Annotated in this window: 17 protein-coding genes; 11 read left to right on the top strand and 6 right to left on the bottom strand. The window is 28.2% G+C overall.

Going from position 1 to position 12,661, the window contains the following annotated elements:
- Positions 1 to 213 precede the first annotated feature (213 nt).
- Entirely contained in the window at positions 214 to 465 is a 252-nt protein-coding gene (locus AVBRAN12647_RS08010) for a hypothetical protein (RefSeq protein ID WP_239803290.1), read from the top strand.
- Here the strand turns inward: AVBRAN12647_RS08010 and AVBRAN12647_RS08005 are convergent.
- A complete protein-coding gene (locus tag AVBRAN12647_RS08005) occupies positions 450 to 785 on the bottom strand; it encodes a hypothetical protein (protein WP_239803291.1) in 336 nt (111 codons plus the stop codon). The two genes, AVBRAN12647_RS08010 and AVBRAN12647_RS08005, sit on opposite strands and share 16 nt — an antisense overlap.
- 83 nt (positions 786 to 868) lie before the next feature.
- Between AVBRAN12647_RS08005 and AVBRAN12647_RS08000 the strand changes: the two genes are divergently transcribed.
- Positions 869 to 1,000 (top strand): hypothetical protein, encoded by a 132-nt coding sequence (locus tag AVBRAN12647_RS08000; protein ID WP_336614992.1) that lies wholly within the window; start codon positions 869 to 871, stop codon positions 998 to 1,000.
- Between the two features lies 1 nt (position 1,001).
- A complete protein-coding gene (locus tag AVBRAN12647_RS07995; RefSeq protein WP_275591988.1) occupies positions 1,002 to 1,127 on the top strand; it encodes a hypothetical protein in 126 nt (41 codons plus the stop codon).
- Positions 1,128 to 1,198: 71 nt separating this feature from the next.
- Here the strand turns inward: AVBRAN12647_RS07995 and AVBRAN12647_RS07990 are convergent, their stop codons facing one another.
- Together AVBRAN12647_RS07990 and AVBRAN12647_RS07985 are read right to left on the bottom strand one after the other, a co-directional pair.
- A complete protein-coding gene (locus AVBRAN12647_RS07990; RefSeq protein WP_336614991.1) occupies positions 1,199 to 2,278 on the bottom strand; it encodes a hypothetical protein in 1,080 nt (359 codons plus the stop codon).
- A gap of 927 nt (positions 2,279 to 3,205) precedes the next feature.
- Positions 3,206 to 3,547 (bottom strand): hypothetical protein, encoded by a 342-nt coding sequence (locus tag AVBRAN12647_RS07985; RefSeq protein ID WP_336609786.1) that lies wholly within the window; start codon positions 3,545 to 3,547, stop codon positions 3,206 to 3,208.
- A gap of 121 nt (positions 3,548 to 3,668) precedes the next feature.
- Between AVBRAN12647_RS07985 and AVBRAN12647_RS07980 the strand changes: the two genes are divergently transcribed.
- Together AVBRAN12647_RS07980 and AVBRAN12647_RS07975 are read left to right on the top strand one after the other, a co-directional pair.
- Entirely contained in the window at positions 3,669 to 3,944 is a 276-nt protein-coding gene (locus AVBRAN12647_RS07980) for a helix-turn-helix domain-containing protein (protein WP_336614990.1), read from the top strand.
- The gene (locus AVBRAN12647_RS07975) at positions 3,916 to 4,818 is read left to right on the top strand and encodes a hypothetical protein (protein WP_336613935.1); all 903 of its coding nucleotides are present in this window, start codon (positions 3,916 to 3,918) and stop codon (positions 4,816 to 4,818) included. The genes AVBRAN12647_RS07980 and AVBRAN12647_RS07975 overlap by 29 nt, the downstream gene beginning before the upstream one ends.
- A 13-nt stretch (positions 4,819 to 4,831) precedes the next feature.
- On the opposite strand, the gene AVBRAN12647_RS07970 is transcribed toward AVBRAN12647_RS07975, so the two are convergent.
- The 3 genes from AVBRAN12647_RS07970 to hemB are packed head-to-tail and all read right to left on the bottom strand — an operon-like array spanning position 4,832 to position 8,203.
- Positions 4,832 to 5,872, bottom strand: a complete 1,041-nt coding sequence (locus AVBRAN12647_RS07970) for a quinone-dependent dihydroorotate dehydrogenase (protein WP_336614989.1) — start codon at positions 5,870 to 5,872, stop codon at positions 4,832 to 4,834.
- Between the two features lie 10 nt (positions 5,873 to 5,882).
- Positions 5,883 to 7,226, bottom strand: coding sequence for an oxygen-independent coproporphyrinogen III oxidase (gene hemN / locus AVBRAN12647_RS07965; RefSeq protein WP_336614988.1), 1,344 nt, complete (start codon positions 7,224 to 7,226; stop codon positions 5,883 to 5,885).
- A 2-nt stretch (positions 7,227 to 7,228) separates the two neighbouring features.
- On the bottom strand, positions 7,229 to 8,203 hold the full coding sequence (hemB, locus tag AVBRAN12647_RS07960; protein ID WP_336614987.1) for a porphobilinogen synthase: 975 nt from the start codon (positions 8,201 to 8,203) through the stop codon (positions 7,229 to 7,231).
- 56 nt (positions 8,204 to 8,259) lie between these two features.
- Here hemB and ribA point away from each other — a divergent pair, with 56 nt between their 5' ends.
- From ribA to AVBRAN12647_RS07930, 6 genes are all read left to right on the top strand, one after another.
- Positions 8,260 to 8,823, top strand: coding sequence for a GTP cyclohydrolase II (ribA, locus tag AVBRAN12647_RS07955; protein ID WP_239803297.1), 564 nt, complete (start codon positions 8,260 to 8,262; stop codon positions 8,821 to 8,823).
- Positions 8,816 to 9,373, top strand: coding sequence for a 16S rRNA (guanine(527)-N(7))-methyltransferase RsmG (gene rsmG, locus AVBRAN12647_RS07950; protein WP_214117644.1), 558 nt, complete (start codon positions 8,816 to 8,818; stop codon positions 9,371 to 9,373). Before ribA ends, rsmG begins: the two co-directional genes overlap by 8 nt.
- Positions 9,374 to 9,438: 65 nt before the next feature.
- Positions 9,439 to 10,908: a cytochrome-c oxidase, cbb3-type subunit I gene (gene ccoN, locus AVBRAN12647_RS07945; protein ID WP_214117643.1), complete on the top strand. Its 1,470-nt coding sequence runs from the start codon at positions 9,439 to 9,441 to the stop codon at positions 10,906 to 10,908.
- Positions 10,909 to 10,919: 11 nt separating this feature from the next.
- Positions 10,920 to 11,612, top strand: coding sequence for a cytochrome-c oxidase, cbb3-type subunit II (ccoO, locus tag AVBRAN12647_RS07940; protein WP_214117642.1), 693 nt, complete (start codon positions 10,920 to 10,922; stop codon positions 11,610 to 11,612).
- A gap of 9 nt (positions 11,613 to 11,621) precedes the next feature.
- Positions 11,622 to 11,819: a cytochrome c oxidase, cbb3-type, CcoQ subunit gene (locus AVBRAN12647_RS07935; protein ID WP_214117641.1), complete on the top strand. Its 198-nt coding sequence runs from the start codon at positions 11,622 to 11,624 to the stop codon at positions 11,817 to 11,819.
- A complete protein-coding gene (locus AVBRAN12647_RS07930; protein ID WP_214117640.1) occupies positions 11,819 to 12,661 on the top strand; it encodes a c-type cytochrome in 843 nt (280 codons plus the stop codon). The genes AVBRAN12647_RS07935 and AVBRAN12647_RS07930 overlap by 1 nt, the downstream gene beginning before the upstream one ends.

Raw genomic sequence — 12,661 nt, 5'->3', positions numbered from 1 at the left:
CCTTTATCACGCTAATCACTCAAAGGCTTTTTATGCCACGCTTTTAGGATTTATGCCTGATTATTACGAGCGAATAAAATTACTAAAATAGAAAAAGAAATTTAAAAATATTTACATTAAGCTTTAATTTTATTTAACCCATTAAATATTTTAATATTTATTTTAGAGTTTTTTAATAAAATTAAAATTCTAATATCAATTCAAAGGAATAAAATGAAAAAACTTTCACTAGGTTTAATTTTAGTTAGTATTTTAAATAGTACTGTTTTAGCTTATGAAAATAGATATTCTATTGAACAAGAATATGCAATTATTAATTCTTGTATTGGAGTCTTACTTTTTACAGCTAATAAGCAAGAGTGTATATGTGCTTTGAAGTTGACACAAAAAAAATACCCTTATTATGAAAATAGTAAAGGTTTTAATAAAACATTTGATAAAAATTTAAATTATTGTGAGAAGTAATTTTGATTTCTATACTTTAGTCTAGAATTAACAAAATCATCTCCAAGAACTTGTCTTTCGAATTCAAATCTATCTTGGGGGCTTAAATAATTATAGTATTTTTGCAATTTTTCTATAGTATCACGTCTTGGATTGTTACTATCTCTGTCTAACAATTTTTTAAATGAGTCATAAAAATTTTTTATATCTTCATTAGATGTTAAATTTTCTACTTGCTCTGCTAATTCTTTAGCAACTTTAGCAAGAGTTGTATTGTTGATGATAATATAATTTTTTATTTTTTCCTTAAGTTCTTCTGCTATTTCTTTGTTTGTTTTCATTTTTTTGTCCCCAAATGTCCCTGGTTATTATTATATCATTTTGTAAGTTTTGCAAAACTAAAATAATTTTTAAGGAGAACGCGATGGATAAAGAAGCAGCAGCAAGAATTCAATCAAGCGAGGCTAAGAGAAATGGTGGTATTGTAAGCAAAGATAGTTTTGCGGCAAGAGCTCAAAGAGCAGCTAATAAAAATAGCAATAAAAAAAGAGAATAAAATGGCAATGTCTCAAGAAGAATTAGATTTATGGTCAGATATTAATAATCCAAATAACGATGCTTGTATGGATGATTGGGCTGATGCACATAATCCAAATAATGAAGATTATTTAGGTGATGATTAATATATTTAGCTAGCCTATAGGCTAGCTTTGTAATAATTGAATATAATTAGATTGTTATTTTCAAATTCTAGTTATTTTTTTGTAGTGCTTTCTTCTTTTTTATTCTCTTTAGATTTTTCTAAATCTTGTTCATTTTGTTCTTTGCTTTCGTTGTTTGTTTTATCGTTACCATTTTCTGTATTAGCAATATTTTGCTTTTTACCATTTCTTATTATATGAATGTCTTTTTTGATAAATTCAACTTTTATGGTTTTTTTGCAATCATCTAATGTTTTACCCATTTCCATATTTTCACTACATAATTCCACATAGGCAATATCTCCTAAAGTTGATAATACTTTTACATCTTTTAGCTCAATATAATTGCCTTTATAGTGATATTTGTTACTTTTGTCATAAAAACCATCAAACATATCTTTTATAAAACTATTTTTATTAACCATTATTGTAGCGTTATAGTTTCCTATTCCAGAAAGAGATAAAGTATTTATTTCAGAAAAAGTAAAAATAGCTACTGATATAAACAATATGATTATTCTTATGCTATTTATATTTTTTTTATTTCCTTTCCATAATATTCCAAAATACGATAAAAGCATGGTTGTAGATAAAACAATTAATATAGGTATAAGTTGTTTTTTATAGAAAAAATAAAATATTAAAGAACTTAATAAACATACTAATAATATTTGAAATATCAAAGGCATACAAACAATCAATTTTATTGTTTTATTCTTTTCTTTTATATTTTTAATTTGCCACACTAATTCAGTTGAAATATATAAAATAAATATTAAAAATATAGACCAAACTAAGTTAGAAAAACCAAAAGTCAAAAATTGCTCAAATGTAAGTTCTAGTGGGTATTGTAATTTAAAAACATATACTATACCATAATTAAAAGCAGAACCGGCAATTATTAAAAATAATAAAATTTGCCCTAAAGCAATAGATATTTGTCCATATTTTTTAATATTTTTATATATCCATCTTGTTGTTATTCTGTTAGTTTGGAAAAAATCTTCATCATTTTGTTCTTTGTTTATAGGCGTTGCAAGTTTTTCTTGTATCCATTTGTAGATTTTTTTCAAAAATAGAAAAATACTTTTAAATATTTCTATAGTTTTGTTTTTGTATTTTTTTATACTCATTTTCAACCTTTAAATATTTTTTTATATTGTAGCAGATTAATATATTGTGAATTTTATTTGGTTATTGTTTGTGAAGTAAATGCAATAATACTTTTTACAAAAAAGTAAGAAAATGTATTTTGTAATTTTAGAATCGTTAGTCAAAAGTCAAATCTTATATAAATTTGTAGTTTTATATTTTGATAATTTTTATAAATCCTTGTGTTGTCTTTTTAATTTAAAATTATTAGATACAAATCTAGTTTTTGGGATTATTTAGTTTATAGTAAGAATTGATGAGGTTTTGAAGTTTAAAAGAATTTGTATAAAAGATTGGCTAAAAACATAAAAGAGCTTTGAATGGTGATTTAGTGTAGTTTAGGAAAAGTATCTTAGAATTTGATTTAAATTCGTTAAAAAGCACAAATTGTAGTTAAAAAATAATCGTAAGTGTAGTCAATAAAATAAGGCTATTTGATAATTGTTATAAAAAATATTTCTAATAAATTTAGCTAGATTTTTATAACAATGAAATGATTAAAACCTTTAATAATAAAAGATAAATATTCAATAGCTACAACACAACATAGATTTATTAATGCTTACTTATTAATTGTTCTAAAAATGAAAATATATTTGTGGGCTAGTAGTAAGAAGTTATTTTTTAATAATCGTTTTAGTAAAAAATCTGTATTCAAATACTTGTATGGATACCATTTATCAATACTATAAAATATAAATTTGGCTTTAAAAGCCAAATTTTAGTTTTGATTTTTGCTGTGGTAATAACATAAATATATTAATCCAATAGACGCAACTATATTACCGACTAAGTTAGTTATTAACATAAAAATAAAACAGATATTACAATGCCAAAAATAAATACCTAAAATAATAACTAGGATTAAGCTCTGCAAATGTTTTATTAAAAAAATCTTTCATAATTTCTTATCTTAATAATGGGTTATTACTTTTTGCTTTACTTTTTAGTTTTTTAATTATTATGCCTTTTTTATTGATACAAAAAACATTAGAATCATTTACATTTGAGCCAATATGTCTAATCCTAACAAAATCATAATGCCACATTTCACATTCACTAGAAGAACTAATTCTGCTAGGTGCCCCAAACTTCTCTTCTAGGTCGCTTTTTTTAGATTTATTAACCACAATACTATCAAGTTCAGCTTGAGTAATCTCAGTACCTTCAGTATAACTTCCAAAGTCTTGAATAGCCGCACAAGAGCTAAAAGCTAATGCAACTAATGAAAACAAAAATAATTTTTTCATTTTTTCTCCTTAAATAAATTTAAAAACAAATTTATCATAAATAAATTAATTTATCCTATAGGATATAGATTTTAAATTTTTATATCGTTTAAATTATTAGATTTTACCTATAGGATAATGTATGAAAAACACTGAAGAAATAGAAGAATTTTATAAATTAGTATCAAGTAATGTTAAAAAAATTAGAACCGAAAAAAACATAAGCCAACTAGATTTAGCCCTAAGTATAGGCATAAAATCAATAGCCTTTTATTCAAATTGCGAAAACAACAAAAACGGCAAACATTTTAATCTAGAACATTTGTATAATATAAGCAAGGTTTTAGGCGTTGATATTTGCGAGTTGTTAATGGGGGGGGGTATACAAAATGAATTGCATAAAAGAAGCTTTGATTAATGTAGCTAATTTTGATTTAAGAGCTACTATGAGTAGGCGTTCGTATGCCTTTATGATTTTTGTTTTTCCGATTTTAGCTTTTGGCTTGTTTTATTGTTTGATAGAGTTTTCAAGATTTGTGCGTTTAGTTTTAGCTAATAATGTAGATTTTACTTTTATTAAAAATGATTTTATGAGTTATTCTCAAATTGTTTTTCAGGGTTTATATGCTAATTTTTATCTTGTTATTGATTTTATACTAATTCTTAGCACTTTACAAAGGCTTAATTCAATCACAAAAAATAAAATAATCAAAACTATCATTGTAATAATAGCGTTTTATCTTATTGATTATTATTTAGTATGCTTTCATTGGCTTAGGGTTTATTTAGAAGATAATTTTATGCTTTCAATTAATTATAAAGCCATTGGTTTTATTATTTTTTTCATACTTGCACTGATTTTATCAATGATAAAAGAAAGGCATTTTAATGAGATTACTCCAAAACGCTCTTTAGCTTATTTTTTAACTTTAGATTTTAGCTCAATTGCTAGTAAGACTAATTTGATAATACCTTTTAGTTTTTATCTTGGTATTACTATTGTTTTAACTATTTTTATCGTTGGAATAGTGTTTATAATGGCATTAACTGAACTTAGCATAATAATAATGCCTATTATTTATATTGATATATTTTATTTATTAAATCACTATAAATCAAACATTAGAGCAATTACAAAAATAATCACTCTAATATCTTTTATAGCTTTTTATATTCAAATTATTTGCTTTGATAGAAGCGGTATTTTTTATGAATATATGAATAGATTATTTTTATTTTCATTTATTTTAGTCTATATTCTAGCAATGCGAAAAATCAAGAATTTGAAATAGGAATTTCAAATTCTTATAATTCTACGCCGATGGCTTGATTAATTGAGCTTAAGCCGTCGTTTTCTATTAATTTTGTAAGCTCATCATTTATATTTCTAGCAATTCTAGGTCCAACGAAAATCATAGATGAAAGCACTTGAACTAAACTAGCACCCCATTTTATACGCTCATAAGCTTGAGCCGCGTCAAATATCCCGCCACTACTAATAATTATGCCTTTTTTATGCACGCTTGGTGCGATTGCTTTTAGCATATTTAAAGACTTTTCGGCTAATACTTTACCACTTAGACCACCAACCTTAGTTAAATCAGGCTTTTTGCTAAGCGAATAATCTTGCGTAGTATTGCTTAAAATCACTCCGCAAGCATTAGCATTTAAAGCTGTTAGACTTAATTCAGTAGCCAAGCCAAAGTCCATATCAGGAGCAAATTTTATAAATTTTGGTACATCATTAATAGCATTTAGCCTAGTAAAAATTTCTTCAATAAATTTAGCATTTTGTAAATCTCTTAGATTTGGAGTATTAGGCGAACTTATATTAATTACAAAAGCGTCTGCATAAGGCTTTAGCTCACGAACTAAAATCTCATAATCATTTATCGCTTCTTCATTAGGTGTAACTTTATTTTTACCTATATTTATAAAAATCGGAGGTAGTTTTGAGAAATTCTCACGCATTAAATTTGCTTTTGCAACTTCTACGCCGTCATTATTAAACCCCATTGCATTGCGAATGCTAAGCTCATCTACTAATCTTTCAATTCTTGGGCGAGGATTACCTGGCTGAGCCTTAGGAGTGATTGCTCCGACTTCAATGAAACCAAAGCCAAGATTTGCTAAAGGAACTACTACTTCAGCATTTTTATCAAATCCTGCTGCAAGTCCAATAGGATTAGAAAATTTCATATTGATTAATTCATTTTCTAAATTCTTATAAGTTTTTTTATAATCAACTACTTTTAAAAATCTTTGAGTTTTAAGAGCTTTGATTACTAAATGGTGCATATCTTCAGGGTCAAACTTAAATATAACTTTTTTTGCTAATTCATACATTTACTTACCTTTATAATGTTTTTGAAAAGGTCTTTTCACCTTTATTTTTCATATAAGCATCAAATCCCATACAAATATTACGGATTAATAATGTGCCTGTTTCATTTACTTTTATTTCATCATCACTAATTTGTAAAAATTCAGCATAAGTTTTTAAATACTCTTTTGCATCGTTAAAATAATCCCAAAATACTATTTTAAATTCTTTTTCAATTTCTTTAATATTAAGACTAAAATTAGCCATTAAACTCATTATTACAGCTTTTCTAATTAAATCATCATTATTAAGTTTAATTCCCCTATGAAATGGTAATTTGCCATTATCAATAGCTGTTTCGTAAAGATTTAAATCTTTATAATTTTGTGCGTAATAATTAAGTCCTTCTCCAATACTAGTAAGCCCAACGCCAACCAAAATAGCTCCACCTTTTGTAGTATATCCTTGAAAATTCCTATGAAGTGTGCCATTTTCTAAAGCCTTAAATAATTCATCATTAGGTTTTGCAAAATGATCCATTCCTATCATTTTATAACCATTTTCGCCTAAAAATTTCGCAGTATGTTTTAGAATTTCTAACTTAGTTTTAGCTTCAGGAATAGTGCTTTCATCAAATTTTCTCATATTTTTTTTAATCCAAGGCACATGAGCGTAATTAAACACAGCAAGTCTATCAGGATTTATTTTTAAAATTGTCTCAAGCGTTTTGCTAAATGAGTTTAAATCCTGGTAAGGAAGTCCGTAAATTAAATCAGTATTTATACTTTTTACCCCATTTGCTCTTGCTAGTTTTACTGCATTTTCTGTAATTTCGTAAGGTTGAATTCTATGAATTTCTTTTTGCACTTTAGGGTCAAAATCTTGCACACCAAAGCTAATTCTATTTATGCCGTATTTTGCAAATACGCTCATTTGTTCAACATTTAAAAATCTAGGGTCAATCTCACAAGAAAGCTCACTATCAGGTAAAAACTCAAATATTTCATTAATTTTTTTAAGCAAGATTTCAAGTTGAGCTGCACTAAAAAATGTAGGTGTTCCACCGCCAAAGTGCATTTGAATAGCTTTTTTTGTCTTAAGATGAGTTTTTAAAATATCAAGCTCTCTTAAAATATAATCTAAATACCTTTCTTTTTTATCTTCATTAGCTGTATAAATTACATTACAGCCACAAAAATAACAAGCCGAACGACAAAACGGCAAGTGAAAGTAAAGCGATAAAGGCTTATTTTCGTTACTTTCTAAATCTTTTATAAAATCATTATATTTATAATCTTCGCCAAACTCAATAGCTGTTGGATATGAAGTATATCTTGGGCCACTTGTTTGATATTTTGCTAATACACTAAAATCCATTTTCATCCCCTTAACATTTCGGCTAATTCTTTAGCGTGATAAGTGATTATTAGTTTTGCACCCGCTCTTTTAAAACTAATCATAGTTTCCATTAAGATTTTTGGATAATCTACAAGCCCAGCTATTCCAGCGTTTTTAAGCATTGAATACTCTCCGCTTACATTATAAACACATAGTGGAAGTAGTGAGTTTTGGCTAATTTCTTTAACTACATCTAAATATGCTAAAGCAGGTTTTACCATCAATATATCAGCACCTTGTTTTTCATCTTCTAAGCTTTCATTTAAAGCTTCTTTTCCGTTTGCATAATCCATTTGATAAGCTTTTCTATCGCCTTTTTTAGGAGCTGAATTAGCCACATCACGGAAAGGTCCATAATATGCACTTGCGAATTTGGTTGAATAAGCCATAATAGGTAAAGTATCAAAGCCATTTTCATCTAAAGTAGTTCTTAAAGTTTTTATTATTCCATCCATCATTCCACTAGGTGCAATCATATCCACACCAGCTCTAGCCATTACTAAAGCTTGTTTGCTAGAATTTAAAAGCGTAATTTCATTATTTAAATACCCATCTTCATCTAATACTCCGCAATGTCCGTGGTCTGTGTATTCACAAAAGCATAAATCAGCAATTAAATATAAGCTATCGCCAAAACGCTCTTTAATAGCTCTAATAGCACGAGCTATAAGCCCATTATCGCTCATTGCATCACTTCCGCAGCTATCTTTTGCACTTTCATATAATACGCCAAATAATAAAATACTCTTAATTCCAAGCTTTAAACAATTTTCACATTCTGCTAGTAATTCATCAAATCCTAATTGATAAACTCCTGGCATTGATTTAATCTCAATTTTTGCACTTTTTTTATCTACTACAAATAAAGGGTAAATCAAATCGTTTAAGCTAAGTTGGTTTTCCTTTACTAAATCCCTAATTATAGGGCTTTTTCTAAGTCGTCTAAATTTACGCACACTAAACTCCTTTTTTTGTATAATTAAGGCTAATTAAATCAAAAAAGAGTTAAACAATGTTAGTTGAAATTTCAAAACAAGCAAATTTACCTACAAGATTTGGAAATTTTATTATCCAATCTTTTAAAGAAAACGAAAAAGAGCATTTAGTAATTATGAAAGGCGAAATTAGTGATGAGATTAATGTTCGCATACATTCTGAATGCCTTACAGGTGATGCTTTAGGTTCGCTTAAATGCGATTGTAGAGACCAATTAAAAGCATCTTTAAGATATATTGAAGCAAATGGCGGAATGGTTATTTATCTTCGTCAAGAAGGTCGTGGAATAGGTCTATTTAATAAAGTAAATGCTTATAATTTACAAGATAATGGATTTGATACACTTGAAGCGAATTTAAAACTAGGCTTTAAAGATGATGAAAGAGATTATAAAATAGTTGATTTTATACTTGAATATTACAAAATTAAAAGCGTAAGATTGCTTACAAATAATCCTTTAAAATTAAAAGCTATTAGTAAAGATGTAAAACGCATACCATTAATAATGCAAAGCAATGAATACAATAAACAATATTTAAAAGTTAAATCTTGCAAAATGGGGCATATGCTAAATGAATAATGAATTTTTAGCTTTTATAAATTCATATGAAGATGAATTAAAAAAATACAATAAAGTTCATAATATTACAAGATTAAAAGATATAAAAGCAGCAGCGCTTGATAGTATTGAAATACTTAATTTCGTAGAATTTAAATCAGGAATTAATATAGCAGATATTGGCTCAGGTGCTGGTTTTCCTGCTATATTTTTAGCTTTTTTAAAAAGAGATTGTAATTTTTATTTGTATGAGCCAAGTTATAAAAAATCAGCATTTTTATCGCTAATTAAAGCTAAGTTTAATTTAGATAATGTGTTTATTAAACCTATAAAAGTTGAATGTGAAAAAGACTTAAAATGTGATTTGATAACTTCAAGAGCTTTTGCAAAAACAGAACTAATTGTTACTTTATGTAATGATATAACCAATGATAATACGAAATTTATTTTATACAAAGGCTCATTCGTAAAAGATGAGCTAGATTGCTTAAATGAATATAAATTACACGAGAGAAATAATAGAATTTTTTTAGAATTTTATAAAAAAGATTTCAAAATTATTACAAATTAAGCTTAGTTTATTTTTTTTAAGATTATAATTAGCAGATTATTTTAATTTCTATTTAAGGAGCAGTTATGGCAAATCCATCGCAAAATCTTGGCTATGATTATACCGTAGCTAAGTGGTTTATGTTCGCATGTATTTTGTTTGGCATAATCGGTATGGGAATTGGAACTTTAATCGCGTTTCAATTAGCATTTCCTGAGCTAAATAATATTGCAGGTGAATATTCTACATTTGGCCGCCTAAGACCACTTCATACAAACGGAGTTGTTTATGGCTTTATGCTTTCAGGTATTTGGGCTACTTGGTATTATGTAGGTCAAAGAGTTTTAAAAGTTTCTATGAAAGAATCAAAATTCTTAATGTTCATAGGTAAAGCTCATTTTATAATCTTTATGATTACTATATTATTAGCTGTTGTAAGTCTTTTTGCCGGTGTTACAACTTCAAAAGAATACGCAGAACTTGAATGGCCTTTTGATATAGCAGTTGTTGTTATTTGGGTTTTATGGGGTATGGGAATTTTTGGACTTATTGGAATTCGCCGTGAAAAAAGTCTTTATATTTCTATTTGGTATTACATTGCGACATTTTTAGGTGTAGCAATGCTTTATTTATTTAATAATATGGAAGTTCCTACAAAATTAGTTACAGGAATGGGTTCTTGGCTTCATTCAGTATCTATGTATGCAGGAAGTAATGATGCTTTAATTCAATGGTGGTGGGGACATAATGCGGTTGCTTTTGTTTTCACGGTTGCAATTATTGCTGAAATATATTATTTCTTACCAAAAGAAAGTGGTCAGCCAGTATTTTCTTATAAATTATCACTATTTTCATTCTGGTCTTTAATGTTTATATATTTATGGGCAGGCGGACACCATTTGATTTATTCAACCGTTCCTGATTGGATGCAAACAATGGGTTCAATTTTCTCTGTTGTATTAATATTACCAAGTTGGGGTAGTGCAATCAATATCTTACTTACAATGAAAGGTGAATGGCACCAAGTAAAAGAAAGCCCATTAATTAAGTTTATGATTTTTGCTTCAACATTTTATATGTTCAGCACACTTGAGGGTTCAATTCAATCAGTTAAATCAATCAATGCTCTAGCACACTTTACAGACTGGATTCCAGGACACGTGCATGATGGAACACTTGGTTGGGTAGGATTTATGACTATGGCTGCAATTTATCATATGACTCCAAGGGTATTTAAAAAAGAGATTTATAGTAAAAAAATTATGGAATACCAATTTACTATCCAAACTTTAGGAATTGTATTATTCTTTAGCTCAATGTGGATTGCTGGAATTACTCAAGGTATGATGTGGAGAGCTTATGATGATTATGGAACTCTAACTTATTCATTTATTGATACTGTTATAGCACTACATCCTTATTTTATAATAAGAGCTATTGGTGGTTTATTATATTTAATAGGATTTTTTATGTTTGCTTATAATATTTATAAGTCAGTTACTTCAAGCAGAAGCGTTGAAGTTGAACCAAAATCAGCAAGTCCAATGCAAGCGTAAGGAGGTAAAAAATGTTTAGTTGGTTAGAAAAAAATCCTTTCTTTTTTGCGGTATTTGTATTTGTTGTTATTGCTTATGCTGGTGTTGTAGAAATTCTACCTGCATTTAGTCCTAACGCTAGACCAATTGAGAGCAAAAAGCCTTATACAGCTTTAGAACTTGCAGGTCGTCATGTTTATATTAAAGAAAGTTGTAATGCTTGCCATTCGCAATTAATTCGTCCATTTAAAGCAGAAACAGATAGATATGGTGCTTATTCAAAAGCAGGTGAATATGCTTATGATAGACCATTTTTATGGGGTTCAAAAAGAACAGGTCCTGATTTAATGAGAGTTGGTAATTATAGAACTACTGATTGGCACGAAAATCATATGAAAAAACCTGTTTCTGTAGTGCCTAGTTCAATTATGCCTGAATATCCACATTTATTTAAAAAGAATTCAGATTTAGATACAGCTTATGCTGAAGCTTTAACTGTTAAAAAAGTTTTCAATGTTCCTTATGATGAAGAAGGTTATCCAAAATTAGGAACTTACGAAGACGCTCGTAAAATGATGGTAGAACAAGCTACACCTATTGTTGATGCAATGAGCGATGAAGAAGTAAAACAAGCGTTTGAACCTTGCCGTGCAAATGCACTTGATAGTAAATGCGAAATTAAAGAAATAGTTGCATTGATTGCGTATTTAAATAGCTTAAAGTAAGGAAGAATTATGAGTTTGGTTGAACTTGTGCAATATCAAGGACATGCTTATTTTTTCCTTGTGGCGTTTTTGACCTTTGTGCTTTATGCTTATATTATTCATTTATATAAAGCACAAAGAGAAGGTAAAAAAGATTATGAAAAATATGCAAATCTTGCATTAGATGATGATATTAATTCATCTTTATTAGAAAATAGGAGAAAGTGATGAAATGGTTAAATCTTTCTGATAATGTAAATTTACTTTCTATAATTGGTGCAGTTGTTATTGTTGCTACCGTGTTGATAGTAAGTTTAAATGTATTTAAACAGATGAGAATTAAAAGAAAAGATGCTGAAACAAGCGAGCACGAATGGGATGGAATAAGCGAATATAAAAACCCATTACCAGTAGGTTGGGCTGTTATGTTTATCGTTTTAATAGTGTTTGCTTTATGGTATTTTTTAATAGGTTTTCCACTAAACAAATATTCATCAATAGGTGAATATAATGAAGAAGTAGCAAGTCATAATGCAAAATATAAAGAAAAATATGTAGCATTTGATGATGAATCTAAATTAAATATGGGTAGAAATGTATTTTTATTACATTGTGCTCCTTGTCATGGTGCTGAAGCAACTGGAATTAATGGTAAGGCTCAAGACTTAACTAAATGGAGTAGCGTTGCTGGAATTTTAGATATTTTAGAAAACGGCTCAACAGGTTTAGGATACGGAGAAATGCCAGCTGGTTTAGTTGAAGGAGATGACGCAAAAGCAGTTGCAACTTATGTAGCAAATGGAATGCAAGGCGAAGTTGGTAAAGATGTGTTTGAAACAACTTGTGCAGCTTGTCACGGAGAAAATGGAGAAGGCACTGAAGGTGTAGCACCTGCATTAAATATTTATACTAAACCTGATTTTATTAAAATGGTTTTAGCTAGCGGTAAGATAGCAAGTGCTGATGCAAGCGTAAAAGTAATAGGAGCAATGCCAAGCTTTAAATCAATGCTAAGCGATGAGCAAGTAGATGCAGTTGCTCGTTATGTAAGCACATTATCAAAGGAGTAA

Origin of the sequence: Campylobacter sp. RM12647 (genome assembly GCF_020138135.1) — a bacterium.
Classification (GTDB): Bacteria; Campylobacterota; Campylobacteria; order Campylobacterales; family Campylobacteraceae; genus Campylobacter_E.
Note: the sequence above shows the minus strand (reverse complement) of the source record. Positions and strands in the feature narration are given on the sequence as shown.